The sequence below is a fragment of the Prevotella sp. 20925_1_30 genome (genome assembly GCF_041433025.1).
GTDB classification, from domain to species: Bacteria; Bacteroidota; Bacteroidia; order Bacteroidales; family Bacteroidaceae; genus Prevotella; species Prevotella vespertina.
In genome coordinates, this window is record NZ_JAPWAR010000004.1 from 106,267 (window position 1) to 131,068 (window position 24,802).

General features: G+C 43.6%; 24 protein-coding genes. 5 read left to right on the forward strand and 19 right to left on the reverse strand.

Annotation, left to right across the window (positions count from 1 at the left end; translation table 11 throughout):
* Window positions 1–205: 205 nt before the first annotated feature.
* Together O3603_RS03110 and O3603_RS03115 are read right to left on the reverse strand one after the other, a co-directional pair.
* A complete protein-coding gene (locus tag O3603_RS03110) occupies window positions 206–985 on the reverse strand; it encodes a porin family protein (protein WP_155715736.1) in 780 nt (259 codons plus the stop codon).
* A gap of 63 nt (window positions 986–1,048) precedes the next feature.
* Window positions 1,049–2,134, reverse strand: coding sequence for a PCMD domain-containing protein (locus O3603_RS03115; RefSeq protein ID WP_371520473.1), 1,086 nt, complete (start codon window positions 2,132–2,134; stop codon window positions 1,049–1,051).
* 151 nt (window positions 2,135–2,285) lie between these two features.
* Between O3603_RS03115 and O3603_RS03120 the strand changes: the two genes are divergently transcribed.
* Window positions 2,286–2,993, forward strand: coding sequence for an SDR family NAD(P)-dependent oxidoreductase (locus tag O3603_RS03120; protein WP_371520476.1), 708 nt, complete (start codon window positions 2,286–2,288; stop codon window positions 2,991–2,993).
* A 33-nt stretch (window positions 2,994–3,026) separates the two neighbouring features.
* Here O3603_RS03120 and O3603_RS03125 read toward each other — a convergent pair whose 3' ends face one another.
* From O3603_RS03125 to O3603_RS03135, 3 genes are all read right to left on the reverse strand, one after another.
* Window positions 3,027–3,698 carry an RluA family pseudouridine synthase gene (locus O3603_RS03125; protein ID WP_009435993.1) on the reverse strand — a complete coding sequence of 224 codons (672 nt, stop codon included), beginning with the start codon at window positions 3,696–3,698 and terminating at the stop codon, window positions 3,027–3,029.
* Window positions 3,699–3,857: 159 nt separating this feature from the next.
* A complete protein-coding gene (gene fabG, locus O3603_RS03130; RefSeq protein ID WP_155715739.1) occupies window positions 3,858–4,604 on the reverse strand; it encodes a 3-oxoacyl-[acyl-carrier-protein] reductase in 747 nt (248 codons plus the stop codon).
* Window positions 4,605–4,630: 26 nt separating this feature from the next.
* Window positions 4,631–5,224, reverse strand: coding sequence for a TetR/AcrR family transcriptional regulator (locus O3603_RS03135; RefSeq protein WP_155715740.1), 594 nt, complete (start codon window positions 5,222–5,224; stop codon window positions 4,631–4,633).
* Window positions 5,225–5,519: 295 nt separating this feature from the next.
* Between O3603_RS03135 and O3603_RS03140 the strand changes: the two genes are divergently transcribed.
* Complete coding sequence (locus tag O3603_RS03140; protein ID WP_314517530.1) at window positions 5,520–5,699, forward strand: hypothetical protein; 180 nt, start codon at window positions 5,520–5,522, stop codon at window positions 5,697–5,699.
* Window positions 5,700–6,155: 456 nt separating this feature from the next.
* Here the strand turns inward: O3603_RS03140 and O3603_RS03145 are convergent, their stop codons facing one another.
* Entirely contained in the window at window positions 6,156–7,094 is a 939-nt protein-coding gene (locus O3603_RS03145; protein ID WP_009435968.1) for a ribose-phosphate pyrophosphokinase, read from the reverse strand.
* Between the two features lie 57 nt (window positions 7,095–7,151).
* On the reverse strand, window positions 7,152–7,760 hold the full coding sequence (locus O3603_RS03150; RefSeq protein ID WP_371520529.1) for a thiamine phosphate synthase: 609 nt from the start codon (window positions 7,758–7,760) through the stop codon (window positions 7,152–7,154).
* Between the two features lie 73 nt (window positions 7,761–7,833).
* Here O3603_RS03150 and nspC point away from each other — a divergent pair, with 73 nt between their 5' ends.
* Window positions 7,834–9,000 (forward strand): carboxynorspermidine decarboxylase, encoded by a 1,167-nt coding sequence (nspC, locus tag O3603_RS03155; RefSeq protein WP_371520480.1) that lies wholly within the window; start codon window positions 7,834–7,836, stop codon window positions 8,998–9,000.
* 60 nt (window positions 9,001–9,060) lie between these two features.
* Complete coding sequence (locus tag O3603_RS03160) at window positions 9,061–9,756, forward strand: DnaJ domain-containing protein (protein ID WP_155715744.1); 696 nt, start codon at window positions 9,061–9,063, stop codon at window positions 9,754–9,756.
* 179 nt (window positions 9,757–9,935) lie between these two features.
* On the opposite strand, the gene crcB is transcribed toward O3603_RS03160, so the two are convergent.
* The 6 genes from crcB to O3603_RS03190 form a co-directional block, all read right to left on the reverse strand.
* Entirely contained in the window at window positions 9,936–10,313 is a 378-nt protein-coding gene (gene crcB, locus O3603_RS03165) for a fluoride efflux transporter CrcB (RefSeq protein ID WP_371520482.1), read from the reverse strand.
* Window positions 10,314–10,542: 229 nt separating this feature from the next.
* Window positions 10,543–13,239: a DUF5686 family protein gene (locus O3603_RS03170; RefSeq protein ID WP_371520532.1), complete on the reverse strand. Its 2,697-nt coding sequence runs from the start codon at window positions 13,237–13,239 to the stop codon at window positions 10,543–10,545.
* 122 nt (window positions 13,240–13,361) lie between these two features.
* Window positions 13,362–14,669 carry an inositol-3-phosphate synthase gene (locus O3603_RS03175; RefSeq protein WP_371520485.1) on the reverse strand — a complete coding sequence of 436 codons (1,308 nt, stop codon included), beginning with the start codon at window positions 14,667–14,669 and terminating at the stop codon, window positions 13,362–13,364.
* 91 nt (window positions 14,670–14,760) lie between these two features.
* Complete coding sequence (locus tag O3603_RS03180) at window positions 14,761–16,437, reverse strand: HAD-IA family hydrolase (RefSeq protein WP_371520488.1); 1,677 nt, start codon at window positions 16,435–16,437, stop codon at window positions 14,761–14,763.
* A gap of 53 nt (window positions 16,438–16,490) precedes the next feature.
* Entirely contained in the window at window positions 16,491–17,315 is an 825-nt protein-coding gene (locus tag O3603_RS03185) for a hypothetical protein (RefSeq protein ID WP_371520491.1), read from the reverse strand.
* 2 nt (window positions 17,316–17,317) lie between these two features.
* On the reverse strand, window positions 17,318–18,046 hold the full coding sequence (locus O3603_RS03190) for a sugar phosphate nucleotidyltransferase (protein WP_371520493.1): 729 nt from the start codon (window positions 18,044–18,046) through the stop codon (window positions 17,318–17,320).
* 195 nt (window positions 18,047–18,241) lie between these two features.
* Between O3603_RS03190 and O3603_RS03195 the strand changes: the two genes are divergently transcribed.
* Window positions 18,242–19,450, forward strand: a complete 1,209-nt coding sequence (locus tag O3603_RS03195) for an L-serine ammonia-lyase (protein ID WP_371520496.1) — start codon at window positions 18,242–18,244, stop codon at window positions 19,448–19,450.
* 179 nt (window positions 19,451–19,629) lie between these two features.
* On the opposite strand, the gene O3603_RS03200 is transcribed toward O3603_RS03195, so the two are convergent.
* The 6 genes from O3603_RS03200 to O3603_RS03225 form a co-directional block, all read right to left on the reverse strand.
* Window positions 19,630–21,324: a putative transporter gene (locus tag O3603_RS03200; RefSeq protein WP_009435878.1), complete on the reverse strand. Its 1,695-nt coding sequence runs from the start codon at window positions 21,322–21,324 to the stop codon at window positions 19,630–19,632.
* A 459-nt stretch (window positions 21,325–21,783) separates the two neighbouring features.
* Complete coding sequence (locus O3603_RS03205; protein WP_009435945.1) at window positions 21,784–22,296, reverse strand: Lrp/AsnC family transcriptional regulator; 513 nt, start codon at window positions 22,294–22,296, stop codon at window positions 21,784–21,786.
* A gap of 104 nt (window positions 22,297–22,400) precedes the next feature.
* Window positions 22,401–22,871 (reverse strand): biopolymer transporter ExbD, encoded by a 471-nt coding sequence (locus O3603_RS03210; protein ID WP_009435806.1) that lies wholly within the window; start codon window positions 22,869–22,871, stop codon window positions 22,401–22,403.
* Window positions 22,868–23,416 (reverse strand): ExbD/TolR family protein, encoded by a 549-nt coding sequence (locus tag O3603_RS03215; RefSeq protein ID WP_371520499.1) that lies wholly within the window; start codon window positions 23,414–23,416, stop codon window positions 22,868–22,870. The genes O3603_RS03210 and O3603_RS03215 overlap by 4 nt, the downstream gene beginning before the upstream one ends.
* The gene (locus O3603_RS03220) at window positions 23,413–23,928 is read right to left on the reverse strand and encodes a hypothetical protein (protein WP_314520317.1); all 516 of its coding nucleotides are present in this window, start codon (window positions 23,926–23,928) and stop codon (window positions 23,413–23,415) included. Before O3603_RS03220 ends, O3603_RS03215 begins: the two co-directional genes overlap by 4 nt.
* A complete protein-coding gene (locus tag O3603_RS03225; RefSeq protein ID WP_036895704.1) occupies window positions 23,925–24,755 on the reverse strand; it encodes a MotA/TolQ/ExbB proton channel family protein in 831 nt (276 codons plus the stop codon). The genes O3603_RS03220 and O3603_RS03225 overlap by 4 nt, the downstream gene beginning before the upstream one ends.
* Between the last annotated feature and the right edge of the window lie 47 nt (window positions 24,756–24,802).

Below are 24,802 nucleotides of genomic sequence, written 5' to 3' on the forward strand. Positions count from 1 at the left end.
AAGCTAGTTAGGATAAGCGGAAGAGAGGGAGGGGCGGTGTGTAACGAGGCTATGCTTCATTAATAGAAGCAGCAGGAACGAAAACAAGGAAACGCCTTTCTCCATTTGAGAAGGGCGTTTCCTTGCTATGAAGAGGGCGTTTCTTCGATAGGAAGAAACGCCCTCATTGAATATTATGTCTTATGTTGTTCTCTCCTAAGCACACCTAGAAACGATAGCCAAAACCGATGTTTAGATAGATTGGATATAGCTTGAAACTAATCGTCTTAAAGTCTTTCTTGAAGATACCATTTGCTGCCCATGTCATATCGGCATTGATGGTAAAATGATTAAAGGCACGCCACGTTGCACCTGCTTGAGCACCCCAATGAAGGGAGCGAAGTGATGAAGAGAAATCGTAAAAGGCTGTTTGTCCATCATTAAAGGTCAGTTTCTGCCCCACTGGAGTACCTTCTCTGAGGTATCCGTTACTAACATGTCCAGAGAAATTACCATCTAGTTTGATAGAAGAATAGACCCCGGCACGCACTTTCCACCTGTCATTGATGCGGTAATTGCCCATAACTGGGATGGTGAGGAGCGTTGAATGATAGTCAGTCTGCACATCGCCTGTCCAATAACCGGCTATATGACTACCCTCATCAACAATCTCTGTCCTGTAATTCTTTACTCTTGCACCAGTAATCATGCCCTTTTCTTCCAACTTCAAACCTACTGATACACCCCATTGGCGGTCTTCTCCCAACCACTTCGTGGCTGTTCCTTCAATCGTTCCATTGAATCGTGGGTTATAACTAGTTATCTTTCTTATCTCAACAGGGATAGGAAGTGGAGACGAACCACCGATGTTTACACCTGCTTTCAACTCATATTCCCACCCGTTCTGATCGGCTGATTCTAATGCTTCTGTGCGGTCGGTTTGTGCGAAGAGACTCATGGAACAACTCAAACTAACGACTGCAAGTACTATAACTCGTATATTCATTTTAATGCAAAACACTATTAAGTTTATTCTTTAGTATCACTTTGTAAGTATTTAAATGACAGCTTATTTAGTGAATAACTCTAGTTCATCAACATAGAGTGTACTCCCCACTGCACCTTCAAAATTGGCTCCGTCCTTACTAGATGACATAATGATTGCCAGACTATATTTGCCCTCTTTCAACTTTTCAGCATCTATTGTCCTTCCGTCAACAGCCTTAAAAGGAATGCTGAAACGTGTCCATTCGTTTGTTTCCTTACGATCTTCTAGCATCGCTTTAAGTACTATCCGATCACTAGTCAGCGAATTATGACCATCGAGATACTCTACTCCATCACCAGTTTCAAACAATACGGCATAGAGTGCGAAGTCGTCTTTTCTATCCTTAATCTCCGTTTGATTCTTATCAGTAAACTTATCACCAACTTTATACTTATAGTATCCAACGAGTGCTAAAGGCGTCTGTCGGAAGGGAACACCAAAGTGAGTTGACTTGCCAGTATCGCCAAAATCAAGTTCAAAGGAGCCTGTAAACAGGTTACCAGCAGCTATTGGAGAACCGAACAAAGCCCCCACAGCTCCCGTACTGATGGTTGTCAACTTCAGACACTTGCCCTTATAGCCATCGTCTGATTGGCTTGTTGGATAGTCCTTAGCCCCTTTTCCCGATAGAATAAACGATACTCCACTATTGCCACTCGCCCACTCAAAGGTGCCACCATCAGGTGTTTTATCAACGAAGGTGTCGTAACTAACAGTGTTGTCAACCTTTAATGTTTCGAAATGATAGGCTGTTGCGATGTCATTGTTAGCAATGAAAGAGACGGTGTAAGCCTTCTTCCACTGTCCATCCTGCGATGTGACAACATATTGCTGAGGCTGAGTGAAGTCACGAACAGTGCTATCCTTTGGTTCAATCGTTGCACCTTCTGTCAAGTTAAATACGGGTGCGAGATGGGTAACATCAGCCCATCCATTGACATAGAGTTGGATAGCATTATTCGTTATAACCGGTTTACGGATTAGTTCCGTACCCTTGACTGTGATATTGGTAATATCTGCTTCTGCATTTAAAGCCTCTTCTTTAATACAAGAAGAGAGCACAACTCCAGCCGACATGGTGAGGAGTAAAGGTCTTATCAATCTCATCTTTAACTATTAATAATGTGTACTTAATAACTTAATGATGTGACAAAGGTAGGGAAAAAGATGTATATTACAAAGATTGGGATTGCTCATTTAGTAAAAAATCGTACCTTTGTGGATAAGAAATAACTTACTGATTAATCAAAACAAGGATATGGCAAAAGTATTAGTAACAGGTGCAAATAAGGGTATAGGCTATGGCATTTGCAAATATTTGGGCTTGAGTGGATGGCAAGTGATTGTTGGTGCAAGAGATAAAGAGCGCGCCGAAGCTGCTATCAAAGCATTAAGACAGGAAGGGGTAGACGTTATTGGTTGGCAACACGTTGACCTTTCCAATAACGACTCACTGCTAGTTACGGCAAAGGAGATTAAGGAGAAGTATCCTGATTTGGCTTTGCTTGTAAACAATGCGGGTATACCTGGTGACATGGAGGTGCCTAGTTACAAGTCAGAGATTCGTGACGTACTGGAAACGATACAGATAAATTATGTTGGAACATTTGCTTTGACGAAGGCACTTATCCCTTTGTTGGAAGTGAATAAGGGGCGAATTGTCAATATAACTGTGCCTTCTGAGGTGAGTCCCTACTGGCATCCGATGGCTTATGTGGCTAGTAAAGCAGCTCAAAATGCGATGACTAGTATCATAGCAATGGAGTTTGATAAGAACAATCTACCTATTGATATCTTCGACATACACCCTGGTGCAACCACAACTGACCTGAATAACCATTATACAGGACCTGGTTCTCACTCTGTGGATGTTGTTAGTGAGAAGATAGCAGCAGTCATTAACGATGGTAAGAGACATCAAGGTGAGTTCATAGAACTCTACCCTATTGTTGATGAAGGACGCTAATAATAAATAAGGTGATTGGAGGGTTAAACAATACTAGAACCTTCCAATCGCTTGCCAAAGGTTATCGTTAGGTAGAGGAGACTCTACTTTTATGAGTTCCTTAGATACTGGGTGGATAAATTCCACACGATGGCTTAACAAACAGATACCGCCATCTGGATTAGAACGAGGAGCCCCATACTTTAAGTCACCCTTAATAGGACAATCCATATTAGACAACTGGCAACGTATTTGATGATGCCTTCCTGTCATCAAATTAACCTCTAAAAGCGTGTAATGGTCTGTCTGATTGATTACCTTATAGTGTAAGATTGACTTCTTGGAAGTAGGTACTTGATGATTATAAGCGTAACTCTTATTCTGCTTCTCATTACGTACAAGCCAATCAGTTAACGTCGCTTCAGATTCAAAAGGAGGTCGAGTAACAATTGCCCAATAGGTCTTATGCACCTCACCATTGCGGAACATGTTATTCAAACGAGTAAGTGCTTTGGACGTCTTAGCAAAGATAACTAAACCAGAAACAGGTCTGTCAAGTCTGTGAACAACCCCTAGAAAGACATTACCAGGCTTTTGATATTTTTCTTTCAACCATTGTTTGACAATCTCTGACAATGGTATATCGCCCGACTTATCGCCTTGCACAATCTCACCAGCCTCTTTATAGACAATTATGACATGGTTATCTTCGTAAAGTACTTGCATAGTATATAGTTTTTCCAAGCCTCATCTAAAAGAGTGCTTGTGGTTCGGTGTATATTTCCTTTTAGTGATTTATGATTTTCAAGAGTATTGCTAACGCAAGTTTGAAGCCTTAGCAAGAATGCCTCCCTATCCCTTTTTGGGGAATAGGGAGGCTTTTAATTACATATTCATACCACCATCTACCTGGATAACCTGACCAGATACATAGCTAGAAAGGTCTGAACCAAGATAAACTGCAGTGTTTGCAATATCCTCAACAGTACCACCACGACGAAGAGGAATCTTATCTGTCCACTCCTTGCGAATCTCTGGTGAAAGGGCTTGAGTCATCGCTGTATCAATGAAACCAGGTGCAATTGCATTAGCACGGATACCCTTTGGCCCCATTTCCTGAGCCACACTCTTTGCTAAAGCGATAAGTCCTGCCTTTGAAGCAGCATAGTTAGACTGACCTGCGTTACCATGTACACCAACAACACTAGCCATGTTGATAATGCTACCACCACGCTGACGCATCATGACAGGTACGCACGCATGGATGAAGTTGAAGGCACTCTTCAAGTTAACAGCTATAACAGCATCCCACTGCTGTTCGGTCATTCGGAGCATAAGACCATCCTTTGTTATACCTGCATTGTTAACTAGGATATCAATAGAACCAAACTCTTCTTTAACCTTAGCAACGACCTCTGCAGTTTGTGCAAAGTCTGCTGCGTTACTAGCGTAACCCTTAGCTTTAACACCCTTAGCAGCTATCTCTGCCTCAGTAGCCTTACCATTTTCATCAATAACAAGGTCAGTGAATGCGATGTTAGCGCCTTCCTCTGCAAATTTCAATGCTATAGCTTTACCAATACCACGTGCAGCTCCTGTGATGAGGGCTGTCTTACCTTCCAATAATTTCATATTGTTTTAGTTTATATTGTTAGTTATTACTTTATAATACCCTTACCCAGTGCACCATAAACCACCTTTGCTACTAACGGACGAGATGACTCTTCAGTTAATCCATGACCTAATCGACCATAGATAAATGGTACCTCTAACCCTTTAATACAATAATGTGTGATGTCTGCAACTAGCTCTACATTGTCAATATCAAACTCGCCATCTTCTTTCGCTTCAGCGTATACCTTGCGAAAGAGTTCAATCTCGTCTTCATCAAAGTTCTTGCGTACTTTCTCAACCATCCATATATTTCTAAAGAACTCTGCACGCAAGTTTCCATTACGCATAACCGTTTCCTTTATCATACTTAGGTGGGTGTAAATCAGTTCGATAATCTTATCTTGAGGTTTAATACGCTTTGCTGCCACCTCATCTAACTTATCCGATAGACGTTCCAACTCTGACTCTATCACTGCATAATATACATCATCTTTACTCTTAAAATAGGTGTAGAGCGTCCGTCTTCCTTTACCAGATGATTTCGCAATGTCGTTCATCGTTGTATTAGCAATGCCATTCTTTGCAAAGAGTTGGCGTGCTACATCAACAAGCTTCTGCCTAGTTTTTGATATTGACATTCGTTCGTTATTCCTCTAATCACTGATTTGCACGTTGCAAATCTTATGTGCAAAAGTATATATTATATCCCACATTAGCAAATTTAGAGCTATAAAACTTCATGATTAGACGATTAACTCGATAGAAAAAACGCATAAGGAAAGTTTTTACTTATTACCTTAACAAACACTACTTTGGCTTACTAAAAAGTCTCTTAAACCATAGTTCATTTAAAGAACAAGTTGCTGTCATTTTGAACAATTTGATTAACTCGCTAATTAAAAACAACTTAGAACCTACCAAATAATGATAGCAATGACTGCAAAATTATTCTCCCTCCGATCCACCTCTATATATCGTTTGTATAGCCTCTTAGCCTTTCAACCTCAGTCAGAGAATGTATTAGCAGTGGTGCGGAGCATTAACTCCACCAATATTCATCATCATCACGAAGAGTTCGAGCTCAACTCTATCTATCTGACAACAATTAATTAAGACCATAGAATTGACAAAGGGTACAGCATCAAGTGCTGTACCCTTTGTCAATTCACATCTCTGTGAACGATTGAGCTTGACTTTTGGGTTATCGCCTCACGGCGTACACCCAATCATCTTGCGTCATTGTTATCCCTTAATCAATCTTACTTATTACCTAAACTAAACCTATTTAATTGAAACCTGAACAATCTCTTTTGTTCTACCTTAAACTAAATAACTAAAAACCTAAATCTATTACTACTAACCTAAACAATCTATTTGTCTTTTGACAATGCAAAGGTAAGGCTGTTTCCGCACACAACAAAACTTTAGCAGACTATTTTTTGCATCACACATCATTTATTGACTTATATCAACGAAAATGACTATAAAAGTCTAAAAAAGGGGCAGAACTTTTCGTTCTACCCCTCATTATATGTTTAATCACAAGTTTTTACCTATTTAATTAATCAATTAGATAAGGTATTGACTTGAGATACTTTCATTATTCAAAACACGCTTAATCGTCTCAGCAAACATATCGGCAACAGAGATCTGCTTAACCTTTGAACAGCGAGCAGTGTATGGAATAGAATCTGTGAAGACCATCTCTTCCAACGCAGAAGCCTCTACACGTTCGGTTGCAGGACCACTCATGACGCAATGAGAAGCAATTGCACGAACACTCTTTGCCCCTGCCTCCTTCATAATGTCTGCTGCTTTCGTAATGGTACCAGCTGTATCAACCATATCATCAACGATGATTACGTTCTTATCCTTTACATCACCAATAATCTGCATTGTATCTACAACATTTGCACGAGCACGTGTCTTATTGCAAAGAACGAGCGGACAACCCAAATACTTAGCGTATGTGTTGGCACGTTTAGAGCCGCCAACATCAGGACTAGCAATAACTAAATCCTTCAAGTGAAGGCTCTGCACATAAGGAAGAAGAACACCGCTAGCATAGAGGTGGTCAACAGGAACATTGAAGAAACCTTGAATCTGATCTGCATGAAGGTCCATGGTCATCAAACGATCGATACCAGCAACACTCAACAAGTCGGCTATTAACTTTGCACCAATGCTGACACGAGGTTTATCCTTACGGTCTTGACGAGCCCAACCAAAGTAAGGCATAACAGCAATAATCTGTCGTGCAGAAGCACGCTTGGCTGCATCAATCATCAAGAGAAGCTCCATGAGGTTATCAGAGTTTGGGAATGTGCTCTGTACAAGATAGACATCCTTGCCACGAATACTCTGCTCATAAGAAACAACAAACTCACCATCAGAAAAGCGAGTCATCACTAAGTTGCCAAGAGGACAGCCTAAACTAGCACAGATTTTCTCAGCAAGATATCTTGTCTTAGTACCTGAGAAGACCAAAAAAGAGTTGTTTTCACTCATTTCTTTATATTGTTTATATTTATAAGGTATAAATCAACTGTTATCTACCGAAAGCTCCTAACAAATCGTGCGAAGCTTACGGAAGTATTTAATAATAGGGTTGAAGTTCTGCTCACTATGGATACAAAACTGATCCCAAAGGTCGTTTCGAACCACAACTCCACCAAAGTCGAGGTCGTGCAAACGTGGGAAATCATCTATCGTAATGCCTCCCATTGCATAAACATGCTTTCCTAAGAGCCCTTGTTTACATGCTTCTTCCAATTCAATATCCGACAAGATATGTTCAGTAGCAGCCGTATTCTCACGAGGCTGATGGATGTTTTTCAGAAAGACATAGTCTGATTGTTTCTTAATTGCCTTTAGTTTCATCACATCGTCACAGCTCCGACTGATGTGCCCTCTATATCCGTGAGGTGTAGCAAGGCTGGGGTTATCCAAGTGGATACCACCTAGACCATACTCACTCTTCATCTGAAAGTGCTGATGTACAACTATTTTGCTATGATAATGAGATGGGATAAGAGCCAAAAGGCGCTCTAAATAAAGTGGAGACGGGTCAACCTTCGAGATGTGTAGGCAGTCAAGTCCTTCCTCGAAGAGCATACTTATTATCTTATCCTCCTCTACAAAGAAGGTGGACTTAGTCATAATAACCAGCTTCATGCTCATACTTTATTTGTATTGCAAAGGTAGATATTATTTCTGAAAACCGCAAATTTTTCCTTATATTTGCACCATGAAAGTAAATCCAAAGACTTACAACGAACTCTCCCGACCGATGTACATATTGGAAGAAGAGCGTTTACGAAAGAACCTCCAATTGATCGCTAGTGTTGCTAAGGAGGCTGATGTTGAGATTATTCTAGCCTTTAAAGCATACGCTTTATGGCGTACCTTCCCCATTTTCCGTGAGTATATCCATGCCACAACAGCGTCCTCTTTGTATGAGGCACGCCTAGGCTTTGAGGAATTTGGTGCTCCCACGCACACGTTCTCACCTGGTTATACGGATTATGAGATTGATGATATTGCACGATGCTCGTCTCATCTCGTGTTCAACTCATTGTCTCAATTTGAGCGATACCACGTTAGGGCAAAGCTAGCAAACGCTCGCTTGAGTTGCGGACTACGTGTGAATCCAGAGTATTCAGAGGTAGAAACACTCATATATAACCCTTGCGCGCCTGGAACTAGGTTCGGTATCGCATCTTCAAAACTCCCTGCTACACTACCAGAGGGCGTTGATGGCTTCCATATTCATTGCCATTGCGAGAGTGGCAGCGATGTTTTCGAACGCACATTGGAGCATATTGAGGCGAAGTTCGCCAACTGGTTTCCTCAACTAAAGTGGATTAACTTCGGCGGCGGACACCTAATGACACGCAAAGACTACGATGTTTCACGTCTTATTCACGCCTTGAAAGAGTTTAAGAAACGCTATCCTTGGTTGAAGGTGATACTCGAACCTGGTAGTGCCTTCGCTTGGCAAACGGGACCACTAGTCGCTCAAGTGCTCGATGTGGTGGAGGATCATGCCATAAAAACGGCTATCTTGAACGTAAGTTTCACCTGTCACATGCCTGACTGCCTAGAGATGCCTTACCACCCAGCCGTTCGCAATGCGGAATTAGTTGATGAGGACGGTTCTGCAGAGGGTGAGAATACGTACCGACTGGGTGCTAACAGCTGTTTAAGTGGCGACTGGATGGGCTCATGGAGGTTTGACCATCCGTTGCAGATAGGCGAGAATATCATCTTTGAAGATATGCTTCATTACACGACAGTGAAGACTAATATGTTCAATGGAATCAGTCATCCGGCTATCGCCCTACTCCATCCTGACAACGAACTAGAGGTCTTGCGAGAGTTTACCTATGAAGATTATCGGGATCGAATGGACTGATGGCACGCTCTTTGCTACTATCTTTAAGTATGAAATAAACTATTATAAGGAGGCAAAGATATGGCATTTATAGATTATTATAAGATTCTAGGTGTGGATCGAAACATCCCTCAGAAGGATGTGCGGGCAGCCTATAGGAAACGTGCAAAGCAGTTTCATCCAGACTTACATCCTAACGATCCGAAGGCAAAAGCTAAGTTCCAAGCTTTGAGCGAGGCGTTTGAAGTCATTGGAGACCCTGATAAACGCGCTAAATATGACAAGTATGGCGAGCAATGGAGGAATGCTGATGCCTACGAGCAAGCGGGTGGCTTCGGTGGTTTTAATGGTAGTCAAGGGGATGCAAACTCGTTTGGAGGCTTCGATTTCAGCAGCTTTGGCAATGGCGGAGGCGGCTTCAGCAGCTTCTTCCAAGACCTATTTGGAGGTGCAGGAAGGCGTCGCTCATCGGCAGGAAGTACTGGAAGAGCTTACGGACAGCCTAATCCTGGACAGATGGAAGCCACTGTTGGCATTGATCTCTACACTGCCCTATTGGGTGGCGAAGTGGTTATCCAACTCTCTGGAGGCAACAAGGTAAAACTGAAAGTAAAGCCTTTAACACAAGGCGGAACGAAGGTTCGTCTGCGTGGAAAGGGTTACGACAGGGGGGATGGCACCTTTGGTGACCTCATCATCACCTATAACGTGAAACTTCCTGACCATCTAACGGATCATCAAAAGGAGCTTATCGAACAGATGAGACGCGAAGGTTAACCCAAAGGAAGAGGCGCTTTATGGCTCTTCCGACCTACTTTTAAATTCATCTTGTAGCCCTTCTGATTATCAAGTAGATACAAGTTCGATTGAAGAAGAGCCTTAGTAAGGTACAAAGAGACGCCCTTTTGCAATGCAAAAGGGCGTCTCTTGTCTTGAAGAAGAGCCTTTGGTACTCCTTAATGCACCACCACTACCCTACCTGCCAATACTGCTATAAGGCCCAAAGCGAGGGAGGCTAGGATGTAAAGAACGGATACGACGAATCCATCATCGCCTTTCATCAAACCGACATTCTCATTCATAAAGGTGGAGAAAGTCGTGAATCCACCACAGAAACCAGTAGTTAGTAGGAGGCGAGTGGACGTACTAATACCTCCATTCTCACCTGGTAATGAAGAGAATATACCAATTAGAAAACAACCCAAAACGTTCACGACGAGTGTTCCTAATGGGAAGGAACCGGCGATAGCAAGCTGAACATACTTCGAGATAACCATTCGAAGACTACCACCAACGAAACTTCCAATACCTACTAAAATAATATCTTTCCACATAATCGATACTTATATCTAATCACTAAAACCATAAGTAAAACCCCACTCAACCTCCCCCAAAGGGAGAAGAGCCTAACGGAAGTTAGTTAAGAGACGCTTCCGTTCATACAAAGAGGGCGTCCCTTCGTTATGAAGAAACGCCTCCTTTAATATGAAGAAGGCGTTTCCTACTCACATCCTAACACCCCCCTAAAGCACATCCCCTCCTTCGGAGGGGCTTGGGGAGGCTCTAAAACACAAGATTAAAACCAAATCTTATACCATTCTTAGAGATTCCTGGCGCATGAGTATAGGTCAGTCTGCGCACATAATCGACCTCCAGACACTTGAAGATATTGTGTACTCCGACCACAAACTCTAGATAAGGATCATTCGTCATAACGCCTGTTCCATCAGGAAACTTATATAAGTCTGGGTCGTTAGAGTTCTGTGGTAAGAAGGGATTGTTCTTATCTGTTAGGTGTCCCCACATGCCCTTGAAGGCTACATACTCACGCCATTTCAACTTCTTCAACAATGGAACTCGATTGAAAACTTTGCCTTCCAAGTCCCAAGCAAGGTTGAATTTAGCATACCTATCATTAAGGAACTCAAGTGGTTGCATGAGGTTGAACGTACCAAGGTGCTCGAAGTATGAGGTGTTGACAGGTGGTGTGATGAGGAAGGGGAATGGCACTTTATTCCATTGTGCACCTCCTTCTACACGTGTATCAACGTGTCCCCAGCTCCCTAACCAGAATCGTTTATAGATTGCGAGTTCGGTGAGATTCGTATTAAAGTGACCTCCTAAGAAGTTTTTTAAGCCCATTGTGTGCTTCAACTTGAACTCTGGAGCATCGAGATTCACCTCCATTCTCCTCTGTTTTGAGTTCACATAACTCTGCCCAGGACGATAGTCTAGACTCAAAGAAAGCTCTGTCAAACGAATACGATCAACCAACGAGCCATCCATCTTCTCGTATATCAACTTACCAGTTGGGCGATTACTCTCTGTGCTAAGACCAATGCTTGTTGCCAAACCATAGTTTGTTTCCCACTCAAACTTTATCCTCTGACGATTGTAGAAATAGAGTTTCTCCACCTTTACAGGGCGGAAGGTCATGAAGATGTTATCCTTGTTATGCTTCAAATACTTATCTGATGGCGATTCAACATCTCTATTTGATTCGATGGAGATGGTGCGTATCGGGAACTCTATTGGTTGATATTCTGGCTTGTTGAAAGAGTATGTCACCTTCGCATCATAGTAGTTTTGATGCGACTTCGTACCATATGCGTAATAGCCTTCGAAGAACCAATGAGGATTAAACTTAGCCGTTGTTCGAGCTGAAGCACGCAATCGAATACCATCGACAAAGTTCTTTGAAATGAAGGTGTTAACCGGTCCGAGATCAACCTTACTAGGCTTATCTTCATTGCCAGTTTCGATGAAGTTCTCCACAAGAGCCTTCGTTGTAAACAGCAGCCACTTGAAGTGCTTGGTCTTAGACATGCGCTTCACGAACGAGTCCATACTGGCTTCGCTCTTGGTTAGTTGGGTCGTTCTATGTGCTGCCCAGAAGTCATTATCACGCATTTTAGCGTTTGCATCATACGTAACCTTTGCCTTCCCCTTGAAGAGTTTGTCGTCAATAGGAGTGAAAGCATAGTTATTCATGCCCGTTGTTCGTATCACAATGGCACGCTGAAGAAGGTCAGTCAGTTTCAACTCAGCCACCATGTTATCCGTTGTCAACGCCCATTCGCCATTATTCAACTTGGTGAACTCCTGTTCAAACTTCATCGCATCGACAAAGTTAACACCTGTGTTTGCAGGCAACTGCATATCACATTTCTTCACATGCAACGTACTATCGTTCAGCACATAAAGCTCCCCACGGAAGCCAAAGTCCTGTTGGTTAGCTGGCATAAACTGCAGTCTGATACATTGATCTTGGTTCACATAGACCGTATCATCTATATAGAAATGATAGAAGGAGATGGCAGTTGAGCCTATTGGAGAGGGGAATCTCTTTTGCAGAAGGTCGATTTGATCATCATAGAGGTTGATGTCTTTGAAGAGATCCTTTACTATTGTGTTCAACGCCTCACCTGTTTGAATGAGTTTAGAGATGCCCTTTGTCGTCTGACCTAACACTATATCCTTCTCGTCTCGAGGGTCTTTACGATAGATGTGTTGCGTGAGTGTCTCATCGACGGAGATAGGAAGTATGAGCTTGTTGTTATATGGGCACACCTCCACCTGATCGAGTAACCAAGGTGCTTTCTTGAACATCTTGCCCTCGATGTCATCGGGAGTTAGGTTGTTAATAGCCATCGTTACCTTCTGATACTTATCATATTGATAGTAGCTGTGGTTCGATAGTAACGACTCCTTCTTGGCTGCTATTACTCGTTTCATAAGCTCTACTGCAGGGTTATCCTTGCGTGAGTAACGATGCCTGCGTTTGGCTTTTACCACCACACCTTGCAGTTGCTTTGAATCGGCAATAAGCGTTATATGTAACGTATTAGGCGTGTCATCCGTCACTTTGATTCGACGAGGTTTATAGCCAACTGCCGTCACGGTGAGTTGTTCACCAGCTTTCTTCTCTATGGTGAAATGCCCGTCTGCATCACTCGAAGCCCCTACCTTGAGTGTTCGATAGATGGCATTGGCATAAGGAATACTGTCTCCTGTCTGTGAGTCAACCACATAACATTGCAGCAAAGTACTATTGACTATAGGGGCAGGCTTGCTTACCTCCTTTGCAAGAGAGTCCATCATCTGAATAAGCGAGTCGGTAGCAAGTGCCATAGAATCAGTGCCTAATAACAATGAATCAGCCTTAACTGGTAGGGAGTCTACCTTTAAGACTGAAGGAAGAGGTTGTTGCGCATGAGCTATTGACGTGCCCACTACAATGAAAAGGCACATCAACAGCATTATATTCAGTCGGTCTCGAAGCATGGAGAACACTGACTTTTGATGTTTTCTTACTCTATCTAATACCATCTTTTTAAATCACTTTTAAGCCCTTCCGAACGACTATATCGGATACAGAAACACTAGTCGATTTCTTCGTCGGCAGCGTATCCACCCATCTCACGAATAGCATTCTTGAGTATTGTGTATTGTTCGAAGAGGTTATTGACAGGCTCTTCACCTTGCGTAAAGTCGTGCATTGGGCTCTTTAAGAAGAAGCTCAAGAAGCGTTGAATACCATATCTTCCAGCCCTAGCAGCCACATCTGACAATAAAACAAGGTCTAGTAACAAGGGCGCAGCAAGGATGGAATCACGGCAAAGGAAGTTTATCTTGATCTGCATTGGGTATCCCATCCATCCAAAGATATCAATGTTATCCCATCCTTCTTTGTCATCGTTGCGTGGAGGATAGTAGTTGATACGCACCTTGTGATAGATTTTTCCATATAAATCGGGCTGCTCGTCTGGCTTACAAATGGTTTCCAAGGTGGACAGCTTACTAACTTCTTTAGTGTGAAAGTTGGCAGGCTCGTCCAGAACAAGCCCATCTCTGTTACCAAGGATATTGGTTGAGAACCATCCTGCCAAGCCTAAATTGCGTGTCTTAATGATAGGTGCAAAGCCTGATTTAACCAGTGTTTGCCCTGTTTTGAAGTCCTTTCCTGCAATCGGCATGTGCGTCTTCTCTGCTAATTCCCACATCGCAGGAATGTCCACAGTAGTGTTAGGAGCACCCATGATAAACGGGCATCTCTCATCCAAAGCAGCGTAAGCATAACACATGGAAGGGGCTATGTGCTCTCTGTCGTCAGCCTTCATCGCAGCTTGCAGTTGGTCGAGTGTCTTATGATAAGCCGCATCGTAAGGTACATATATCTCAGTAGATGCAGCCCAAATAACCACTACTCTATCGCATTGCTCACGCTCTTTAAAGTCGCGGATATCAGCTCTTAACGACTCAACCATGTCCCATCTCGTCTTGCAATCCTTAACATTATCGCCATCAAGACGCTTGGCGTAATTCTTGTCAAAGGCTGCTTTCATTGGCTTAATAGCCATTAGTTCGTCCCGAACAGGCTCAATGTCTTTCGCCTTCAAGACCTCTGCATAGACTGCAGCTTGATATGCGTTTTGAGGATAGACATCCCATGTTCCGAAGACTATATCACGCAAGTCTGCCATCGGAATGATGTCCTTATAGTGTAGATACTGCTTATCAGCTCCATGCCCAACACGTATCTTGTCATATTGTGTCATCGACCCAATGGGCTTTGCTAGTCCCTTACGTGCCATCAACACACCCGTCATGAATGTTGTTGCAACAGCTCCACATCCAACGACCAACACTCCGAGTCTACCTTCTGCAGGCTTTACATCCATTTGTTTCATACGTTTTATATATTATAAACTAAACGTTCTTATTTTATTTTTATTGCTTTTTTCTCTCTCTTATTCAGCTTGTTTACGCACTTAATTGCACTCATGTGTACACTAAAAGCGACTTTAATTCATGAATGATAAGGTCGGCAACAGGTGCTTCTGGCTCTTGTTTGTCCCATCCCTCACCCTTGAGCCAACAGGTTCGACAGCCTATCTCATGGGCAGGCAGGATGTCCTTCGTATAGCTATCACCCACTACTAACACCTTGCGAGGCTCTACCTGCATAGCGGCAACGGCTTTTCTGAATATCTCTGGAGATGGTTTACGAACGCCTACAACGGCACTCTCGGTCACAGTCTCAAAGAGATTAGACAAATGGAACTCATTGAGTACAACGGACATATTGCCATAGAAGTTGGTTACTAAGCCCAATCTGTATCGCTTCCGAAGCTGTTCAAGAACGTTCTTACTGCTTCCGATTGTCGTTTCCACCTTATTATATATATGGTTTTCAAGCTCTGCTTGCATCTTCTTCGCACTTTGCTCATCAACAGTCAACCATCCTTTCTCTAAGAGGTAATCGAACTCTAAGCCGAGTTTCACCGATAACATCCTGCGGAAAGAGTCGTTGGCATGAATCAAAGGTTCGCTCCCTAACTTTCGTTCAGCATATACGTAGGCTTCCCGAAACTGCTCTTCTGTCACAGAAACACCCATCGTTTCATATCCATGCCAAAGCATTTTACTCCAGTGACAGCCCTGTGTATCGAGCGTTCCACCGAAGTCGAAGAGGATAACCAACGGCTTTATCTGTCTCTCCTCACCGATACCCTGCATCAAAGACGCACATAATTTCTCGTGTTTCTTGTGCATATATATGTACATGAGGTTGTATATCGTGACTTCAAAAAGGAGGTAGATCCAAGGGCAATTCAGTAAGCAGGTGATGTAAAGGAGGATAGCTCTACTGTTAAAAGTAAGTAGGTTTGTGAAGGGCATGAGCGGTCGGCTCCCTTTCAAAAAACGCTCTTTCAGTTCTTGCGGAACCTGCTCTATACTGCCATACTGCGCCATCAACGCTTTGTGGAAACGCTGGAAAGCAGGTGTGCGACGCTCCTGACTTTTGCAATAATGCTGATAATTGGAGTGGAAAGCACGCTCCCAAAAGACATTCGGTTTGCCTTTCAGCGATTCAACTATCGCTTGTTCCTGTGCATAAGAGTCTAGTTCTGATCCTTTCTTACCCATCAGGAAGTAAAGATGTATCTGACGGTAATAGTCGCTCAAGGAGCTTTGTGGCGAGTGAGACAATAGACCTGCAACGGCTGCCAAAGCCAACCCTCCAATGCCCCAAGGCACTGTTGTAAGGGGTATAGGCTCGTTCCAAAGGCGCAAGACAAGGGCTAGATAGATTGTAAAAAACCATGTATCACCAGCAAAACCATCCAAACAACGCCCCTTCATCGACCGCTGGTTGGTGAGACGAGCTAGTTGTCCGTCGGTGGAATCACAAAAGTTTGCAAGCATCAAGAGCACTACGCCCACTACATTATATAATGTGTCTGTGAAAGAGAACATCATTCCTGCCGCCACACCAAGGAATATGGAGAGGATTGTAATGCTGTTAGGAGTGACGCCAAAGCGGTGCCAGAGCAAGGCAAAAGCAAGTCCGATGGGACGTGTGAAATGCACATCTAGCCACTCTTCGGTATCTTCCGACTTCATAGAAGCACGTAGTAATGTGCGGAATTTATCTATTTTCTCTCTTATTATCATGTATCTTTCAAGACTTTCATTATCGTTTGTTAATAGTCAAAAGGGGATGACTTTCACAACTGACGCACTCTTTCAACAATTGCTTGAGCTGCCTCTTGACGACAACGGGAGTAACTCGGCCAATCATTGAAGTCGATGATGACATAAGTTCCATCGGCTCGAATGATAGCATCGCCACCATAGATGGGGGTTTGCAAAAGCCTCGACAACTGTTCTGCATCGTGTTGCAACTGCCCTTTGGAGTAGTTGAAATGATGAGAAATACCATTCCGCTGCTCTGCACCAAACTTCGTTTCGCCATCGTCACAAGGATAGAAACAACGAAAGAAATTCGTTCCTTCAACACCATAAAACTTGATTAAATCGCCTTCCACATGCGCTTGTACAATGAAATCGACGATTCCTCGCCGCTGAAAACGCTCTTTGGCAAGTTCCAATTCAATTCGATGTGCACAATAGCAAACGTCCTCTTGGGTCTCTGCACTTTGGTCGCCACGCTTCAACCAATAGCCTTTTTCGCCTTCTGATGGTGGCAATGGAAGATGATTCTCACACATTACTCGTTCTATATTACGACGTTGGCAGGCTCGCACACCAGCTGTGGGATTGAGCACACAAACGCCTTTTTCCTCCAATGTGGATAGAGAATCTAAGGTCTGCGGAGCACGCCCCATGGAGAGAACGAGGAGTTTATCAGTTGAAAGATTACCCTTTGATAGACTCGTATTCAGTAATTGGATTGAATGTAGGGAAGTATCAAACGAATCTTCACTCACCATCTCTTCCGCACCCAATAGTCTACCGACTTCTGTCAAGATAGCCCAATCTTTCTCTTCAGAATGGGGCGAATAACGCTTTGCCCGTTGTATGAGTAACATGGTTAGAGCCTTTTATTCAGATATTCTTCAGCCTTTTTTATATCAGAAGCATGGTCTATGTCAAAGACTTTCGACAATGGATAAGCCTCAACACGAAGCCCTCCTGCCACCAAAGCACGCTGAAAGTTACGCATTCGATGTTGCCCTTTTGCAATGCAATCATCCAATATGGAGAGCGTTGAAGGGGCTAGTCCATAAATGCCCGCAGATACGTATTGCGTATCAGATTGTGCATTATCATAATAGCCCGTAACGTGTAGTTGCGGATCAGTTGACACGTAGAGCGGTTTCTCATCATCGATATAATCGGTTACACCCATCAGTGCATCCACCCCCTGATGCAGCCTTTCTCGGAAAGTAGAGACATACAAACTGAACGCTTGCTCATCGAAGATTGTATCAACAGTTGTCAGTATGAAGGGTTCGTCAAGCAGGTATTTTCGCAGCTCATAAAGGCTGTGCATGGAACTAGGAGTTGACTTAATCAGGAACTGCAGAGGGACATGATGCCCATTCAATCCCTGTTCCTCCACCTCAACAAGGTGCCTTGCAACATCCGTCATGTGCTCATTGCAGATAACAAGAATATCGGTTGCATCATTCGCAACAAACACTCTTATCAAGCGGTCAATAAGCCGTTCTCCATTTACCTTAACCAATGGCTTGGAATCAGTAACACCTTCTTGTGCCAGTCGGGAGCCGTCTCCAGCGGCGATGATTGCGTATTTCATTAAATGCAAAGATACACATTTTTGCTTTCAAAAAGCACAATTTGTAATTCAAAGTTGCGATTACTTCAAGTTGACGAGTAAACGAGTTGACTCGAAGTAATCATATTTTTGGAGTCAAGGAGATACCTCATTGTCTTTTTTTTCGTATCTTTGTAGCTTTAAAAACATAGTTTGGAAGATTGAGGATAATAGTTAATGGAGTCACTCAAAGAAATCTTTAGAATAGGAAAAGGGCCTTCTAGTAGTCATACCATGGGCCCTCAACGAGCTGCAATCATCTTTGCAGAGCGTCACTCGGAGGCGTCACGTTTCGAGGTAACATTGTATGGTAGCTTGGCAGCAACAGGCAAGGGACACATGACGGATAAGGCTATTATCGACGTATTAAAGCCTATTGCACCTGTTGATATCATCTGGCAACCTAGCATCTTCTTACCTTATCACCCTAACGGAATGGAGTTTCGAGCTTATAACGAGGCTGGTGAGCAACTTGAGGAATGGATTGTTTATAGTGTCGGAGGGGGTGCGCTATCGGAAGGAAAGGCTACGGGCGATTACTTCAAACATCAGGAAGTGTATGATTTGCATACTTTGAAGGATATTCAAGGATGGTGCGAACATCACGGAAGGGGCTACTGGGAATATGTAAAGCAGTGTGAGGATGATGATTTCTGGGACTATCTGCGTGAGGTTTGGCATACTATGCAGGGGGCTGTTGAGCGTGGTTTAGATAGTGAGGGGGCATTACCTGGTCCACTGAATTTGGCTCGTAAGGCTCCAACTTACTATATCAAAGCACGCGGTTATAAGCCATCTTTGCAGAGTAGAGGTATGGTTTATGCCTACGCTCTAGCGGTAAGTGAAGAGAACGCATCGAATGGTACGATCGTAACAGCCCCTACTTGTGGCGCTTGTGGAGTAGTTCCTGCGGTGCTTTATCACCTCTCCAAGGGTCATGACTTTACAGAGACTAAGATCTTACATGCCCTTGCAACGGCAGGACTCTTTGGTAACATTGTGAAGTACAATGCGTCTATATCAGGTGCGGAAGTAGGTTGTCAAGGTGAGGTGGGGGTTGCTTGTGCAATGGCATCAGCCGCCTCTTGCCAGTTGTTTGGTGGTAGTCCGTCACAGATAGAATATGCTGCGGAGATGGGACTTGAGCACCATCTCGGAATGACCTGCGACCCAGTTTGTGGTTTAGTACAGATTCCTTGCATTGAGCGTAACGCCTTTGCAGCTTGTAGAGCACTAGATGCTCAACTCTACGCATCGTTTAGTGATGGTAGTCACCGTGTATCCTTTGACAGGGTTGTAGAGGTGATGAAGCAGACAGGACATGATATTCCGTCATTGTACAAAGAGACGAGTGAGGGTGGATTAGCGAAAGATTATCAGGTATAAGAGTAGGACATAAGCCTCCCCCAACCCCTCCCAAGGGAAAAGAAGAAGCCTCAATCACAACAACAACCAGCCTCACCAACATCCCATCTACAGCCTCACCCCCGTCCCCTCTCCGAATGGAGAGGGGACGGGGGTGAGGCTTCTTCTTTCCCTACGAATAGGGTTGGGGGAGGCTTTTACTACATCCCGCAGAAGAACAGGACGATGATTTGTGCGGTGAAGATACGCAAGAACATACTTAAAGGATATACCGTTGAGTAACCAATGGCAGGGGCTTCACCATTACAAATAGAGTTAGCGTAAGCCAGTGCTGGTGGGTCGGTATAGGTTCCAGCAAGCATTCCCATGATAGTAAAATAGTTGAATTTATACTTCATGCGAGCGATAGTTCCAACGATGAGAATAGGAACAATCGTGATGAGGAAACCCGTATATACATACTTCAAACCGTCTCCCTGCACCACAGTATCCCAGAAACCTGCACCCGCCTTAATGCCTACTGAGGCAAGGAACAAGGCTAGTCCGAACTCGCGTAACATCATGTTTGCGGAGGTTGTAGTATATGTTACGAGGTGCATACGATAGCCAAATCGACCAATGAGGATGGCTATGATCAATGGACCACCAGCCAAACCGAGCTTCAAAGGAACGGGCATGTGTGGTATAGTCAATGGTAAGCTACCAAAGAGGATGCCCACGATAATGCCGATGAAGATGGTTGCGATGTTAGGAGTATTTAGACGTTTTTCAGAGTTACCCATTAGTTCGGCAACACGATTAACATTCTCTTCTGGACCCACAACCATAATGCGGTCGCCCACATTAAAGTGGTGATTACGACTTGCGAAGAGGTCCATTCCCTGACGACTAATGCGCGTTACGTTCACACCATACACCGAACTGAAGTGCATCTTAGCCAATGTTTTACCATTCATAGCACTGTTGGTGACGATAATACGCTTGCTGACCATCTTCTTGGGTTGGTCTTCTTCGTGCCAATCAACCTCGATCTCTGGACCAATGAAAGCCTGGATAGCCTTTGCATCGCCCTCTGCTGAAACGATAATCACCTCATCGCCCGACTCGAGAATGGTATCTCTATTAGGTACAGATATGTCTCCCTTCTTATTAATACGTGTACAAACAATGTCACGATTGAGGAACCCTGAGATCTCTTGTAGTGTACGTCCTGCAATGTAAGCGTTGGCTACCTTGAGTGACATAATGTGTGGTTTGGCATTCGGATTCTCACCTTCTTCCTCCATCAACTTGTCGTTCTCCTCTTGAAGATTGACCTTGCAGATGTAGCGAACAGCGATAGTTGCACCGATGATACCCACTACTCCCAATGGATAAGCGCATGCGTAACCATTGGCAATATCGAAGTTCATGTTGTCTTTGAACACACTATGCAAGGCTTCAGTGGCTGCACCAAGACCCGGAGTGTTGGTTACTGCACCATAAAGTGTACCTACCATCATAGGCAGGTTACTGCTGTTTGAGGTGTCAAAGAAGATGTAGTAGCATGCAAACATCATCAAGATGTTCAGCAGAATGGCTACTGAAGAGAGGATATTGAGCTTCAATCCGCCTTTACCGAAGCTCTCAAAGAAACCTGGACCAACCTGTAGACCAATCATAAAGACGAAGAGTATTAGTCCAAAGTCTTGTAGAAAGTTCAATACTGGGCGTGGCCCTGTGAAGTTAATGTGCCCTGCGAGGATGCCAACAAAGAGTACGAAGGTGACGCCGAGGGATATTCCTCCAATCTTAATCTTACCTAAGTAGACACCAAGAGCAATGACAATAGAATACAGTAACACGATGTGTGCTACCGAGTCTTGTGTTTGGAATAAATTTATTAACCAGTCCATAAGTATTAATATATCGCCTGCAAAGTTAGACTTAATATTTTACTCCTGCAAATTTAATGCTTAGAAAAGGTAAAAGAGAAGCCTCTCCCCCGTCCCCTCTCCGAATGGAGAGGGGCGTGAATACTACTGTTTGCAAATAAAGGGGGCGTTTCTTTGATGCAAGGAGAGGCTCTTTTCGACATAAGGAAACGCCCTTCTCGCTTGGAGAAGGGCGTTTCTTTAAATCTAAAATATAATTACCTCTATTCCCGCTAACTATCCTCTCCCATCCTACTAGTAGTTTTCACGCCCCTCTCCATTCGGAGAGGGGACGGGGGTGAGGCTTCCTTTTTGATAGGAGAAGGGCGTTCCGTATGAAGTGAACCACACTTAACTGCATTCGTGACACTATACAAAAATAGGGACACACAAGCTGCGCATCCCTACTAAAATATTAATTAAATTCTACTTTCGGAGACGTTATTCATCGTCCTCATCATCGTCATCTATCACCACAGTATCGGCTACTCGCATTCCTTCGATTGGTAAGGCGCGGTCGATAACAGCGTTATAAGAGATAGAACTCTCGCTTCTTGACAAGCCTAAAGGCATTAGTTTGTCATGGATGATGGACATCAGATGATGGTTATTATATGCGTACATCTTTAAGAAGAGGTCGTATTCTCCAGTCGTATAGTGGCATTCCACGATCTCAGGAATCTGCTTTAAAGCATCGACAACATCGTCAAACTTCTCTGGATTCTTTAGGTTAAGACCGATGAAAGCACACGTCTCGTAACCTATACGCTCTGGGTCAATAACAAATTGCGAACCCTTTAGTACACCTAAGTTTGTTAACTTCTGAATACGTTGATGGATAGCTGCTCCACTCACATTACACGCACGTGCAACCTCTAAGAAAGGGATTCGTGCATCCTCAGATATCAAGTGTAATATCTTCTTGTCAAGCCTGTCTAAACTTCTATGTGCCATTCTGTATAAACTATTATATTTATCTGCAAAGATACAAAAAAGCCTTTAATCCGCAAAGAAAAAAGTCTTCTTTCGTAACAATCCACAACTAACAGTGCTTATTCCTACCCTTTTTTATGGCTCATAGTGGCTGAGAAATTGACATTGAGGATGTTTGCTTCACGCAGAGCTTGCTTAAGGTCAATGATCAAGCCCATGTCTACATGACGGTCAGCCTTTATGCTCACGCTTAACTGCTTACGCTCTTCTGGAGGCAAGGAGGCAACCAGATGGATGAGATAATTGCGTATTTCGGGGATGTTAGTGACCTTATCATTCATCTGAACAACGGGTGTTTGGCTTGTAACCTTGCCTGTTTCGTCCATCGGACGACCTATATATATATGTTGAACGAGCGACTTGTTGTCAAGTCGAGATAGCTGCGTTGCTGACGGCACTTGGTATTTTACATGTACAGTAGCCTTTCGCATGTGTACAACTAACATGAAGAAGAAGAGGATGGAGAAGATAAGATCAGGCAAAGAAGCGGTGTTCAATGCTGGAATATCGTGGTTACGACGTCTGTAAAGTCTCATTCCGTACCTCCTTTCTCAGCTTTCCCTGTTGCAGGAATAGCATATACTTCAGATATTCTTAGCGGTATCTCGTCCATGATTTGGGCTTGTTGCTCATGACTACAAAGCTCAAATTCCTTTCCAAACAACTGCTCCGAACGTGCATTGCGAAGGGTGTTATAAGCCTCAACTAACTGATTTTGCACCTGCACATAGACGTCATACGAAGCCTTACGAGAGGTTTGCAGTTGTATCATGTGTGCCTTTCCGTTAGCCTCAATGAACTGTTGTACACGCTGGTGAAGCGTTTCCACGGCTATAGCCTTCCCCTCCAACTGCACCTTACTATCGTCATCTATTGCTATACGCATTAGTTTCTTCCCATCGATGGCAGTTGCTTGTTTCTGCGTCTTATCCATCGGTGGCAACTGACGAGAGATTCCTTTGTCTAGGTCCATGGACGAGGCTACAAGGAAGAGTATCAACAACATGAACGAGATGTCGGCTGTTGATGTAGTATTCAAACCCGGTACTGTGCGTTTCTTCTCACGCCGAAATCGCATCATTTTTGGTGTTCCTTTCTATAATAACGGGTTGCTCCAAAGATGACAACACCCGCTGCTATGACAAGAAGTGACAATGAAGTATTGACGAACATATCGGTTACACGCAACCAAAAAGCATCTGTGAAGTGTGCTCCGTTGACCATCATTGCCTTCGAAGAACCGAATGCGAAGGACAAAACAAGGAGTAGAATCGTAATGCCATAGGTGCTATAAGCAATCTTCCTAGATGGTATGCCGTTGCTTAATCCCTCCTCTTGATTGCTCGTGCGAAGTCCCTTCACCATTGCTACTAAGGCTGCCACGACAGCAAGAACAAGCAAGACCCACATGAAGCCAATCAACACATCGGTTAGCAAAGGAGCATTAAATGCAGGGTCACTAGCCAATGGTTCGTTGAATCCAACAAGGTAGAATGCCATGAAGACAACGGCTGTCAGTGCAACAATAACATAGAGAATCCGTTGCGAAATACGCTCCTCATCCTTCTTTCTAAAACCTTTTATCTTCTTCATCTCTTGAGTTTATACTTCATAATAGCGTCTAGTAAGGAGATTGCAGACTCCTCCATTTGGGCTGTGATGTGCTCTATCTTCGATAGAATATAGTTATAAAATACTTGCAAAACAAGGGCTACTATGATACCAAAAATCGTGGTGATCAATGCAACCTTCATACCTGCTGCAACGATGGTAGGGCTGATATCGCCCGCTTCCTGTATCTGATCGAATGCCATTACCATACCAATCACGGTTCCAAGGAAGCCCAATGATGGTGCCATAGCGATGAAGAGTGTAATCCACGAACAGCCCTTTTCAAGGTTAGCACTCTGCACACTACCGTATGAGGTAACGCTTCGTTCGATGTTATCAATCGAATCATCAATACGAAGTAAACCCTGATAACAGATTGATGCAACCGGTCCGCGCGTGTCACGACTGAGTGTTTTTGCCCCTTCGATATCACCTGCCTCAATCATATCCTCTAGCTTACCAACGAATCGTTTAGCGTCTATCTCCGACAAACTAAGATAGATGATTCGCTCAATACAAAAGGCTAATCCCAACACTAACGCTAGTGCAACAAGGGACATAAAGCCCGCATTTCCCTCGATAAACTTACGTTTCAACGACTGGTGGAAACCTGTTGGCTGTTGTAGAGACTGCACCTTACTTGTATCGGCAACACCGGTATCGTTCAATGCATCATCTGATAGAGTATCGGCTGACGCAACGGCTGTTGCGGTTGGAGCAGGACTACTGGATGTTTGTGCTGACACGATGGTTACGCTCGTAAATGACATAACCATTAGCATTGCAAAAGCTGCAAATAAATTCTTCATAATTGATAACCACTTATGGTTCAAATTGATTGATAAGGGCAACATCG

Bases quoted from the DNA above. Each gene is read 5' to 3' on its own strand.
- O3603_RS03110 (WP_155715736.1), bottom strand. From the start codon at position 985: ATGAATATACGAGTTATAGTACTTGCAGTCGTTAGTTTGAGTTGTTCC.
- crcB (WP_371520482.1), bottom strand. From the start codon at position 10,313: ATGTGGAAAGATATTATTTTAGTAGGTATTGGAAGTTTCGTTGGTGGT.
- O3603_RS03120 (WP_371520476.1), top strand. From the start codon at position 2,286: ATGGCAAAAGTATTAGTAACAGGTGCAAATAAGGGTATAGGCTATGGC.
- O3603_RS03140 (WP_314517530.1), top strand. From the start codon at position 5,520: ATGACTGCAAAATTATTCTCCCTCCGATCCACCTCTATATATCGTTTG.
- O3603_RS03195 (WP_371520496.1), top strand. From the start codon at position 18,242: ATGGAGTCACTCAAAGAAATCTTTAGAATAGGAAAAGGGCCTTCTAGT.
- O3603_RS03220 (WP_314520317.1), bottom strand. From the start codon at position 23,928: ATGAAGAAGATAAAAGGTTTTAGAAAGAAGGATGAGGAGCGTATTTCG.
- O3603_RS03225 (WP_036895704.1), bottom strand. From the start codon at position 24,755: ATGAAGAATTTATTTGCAGCTTTTGCAATGCTAATGGTTATGTCATTT.
- O3603_RS03135 (WP_155715740.1), bottom strand. From the start codon at position 5,224: ATGTCAATATCAAAAACTAGGCAGAAGCTTGTTGATGTAGCACGCCAA.
- O3603_RS03210 (WP_009435806.1), bottom strand. From the start codon at position 22,871: ATGAGACTTTACAGACGTCGTAACCACGATATTCCAGCATTGAACACC.
- O3603_RS03175 (WP_371520485.1), bottom strand. From the start codon at position 14,669: ATGAAACAAATGGATGTAAAGCCTGCAGAAGGTAGACTCGGAGTGTTG.
- nspC (WP_371520480.1), top strand. From the start codon at position 7,834: ATGAAAGTAAATCCAAAGACTTACAACGAACTCTCCCGACCGATGTAC.
- O3603_RS03115 (WP_371520473.1), bottom strand. From the start codon at position 2,134: ATGAGATTGATAAGACCTTTACTCCTCACCATGTCGGCTGGAGTTGTG.
- O3603_RS03200 (WP_009435878.1), bottom strand. From the start codon at position 21,324: ATGGACTGGTTAATAAATTTATTCCAAACACAAGACTCGGTAGCACAC.
- O3603_RS03160 (WP_155715744.1), top strand. From the start codon at position 9,061: ATGGCATTTATAGATTATTATAAGATTCTAGGTGTGGATCGAAACATC.
- O3603_RS03190 (WP_371520493.1), bottom strand. From the start codon at position 18,046: ATGAAATACGCAATCATCGCCGCTGGAGACGGCTCCCGACTGGCACAA.
- O3603_RS03145 (WP_009435968.1), bottom strand. From the start codon at position 7,094: ATGAGTGAAAACAACTCTTTTTTGGTCTTCTCAGGTACTAAGACAAGA.
- O3603_RS03125 (WP_009435993.1), bottom strand. From the start codon at position 3,698: ATGCAAGTACTTTACGAAGATAACCATGTCATAATTGTCTATAAAGAG.
- O3603_RS03215 (WP_371520499.1), bottom strand. From the start codon at position 23,416: ATGATGCGATTTCGGCGTGAGAAGAAACGCACAGTACCGGGTTTGAAT.
- O3603_RS03180 (WP_371520488.1), bottom strand. From the start codon at position 16,437: ATGATAATAAGAGAGAAAATAGATAAATTCCGCACATTACTACGTGCT.
- O3603_RS03205 (WP_009435945.1), bottom strand. From the start codon at position 22,296: ATGGCACATAGAAGTTTAGACAGGCTTGACAAGAAGATATTACACTTG.
- O3603_RS03185 (WP_371520491.1), bottom strand. From the start codon at position 17,315: ATGTTACTCATACAACGGGCAAAGCGTTATTCGCCCCATTCTGAAGAG.
- O3603_RS03170 (WP_371520532.1), bottom strand. From the start codon at position 13,239: ATGCTGTTGATGTGCCTTTTCATTGTAGTGGGCACGTCAATAGCTCAT.
- O3603_RS03150 (WP_371520529.1), bottom strand. From the start codon at position 7,760: ATGAAGCTGGTTATTATGACTAAGTCCACCTTCTTTGTAGAGGAGGAT.
- fabG (WP_155715739.1), bottom strand. From the start codon at position 4,604: ATGAAATTATTGGAAGGTAAGACAGCCCTCATCACAGGAGCTGCACGT.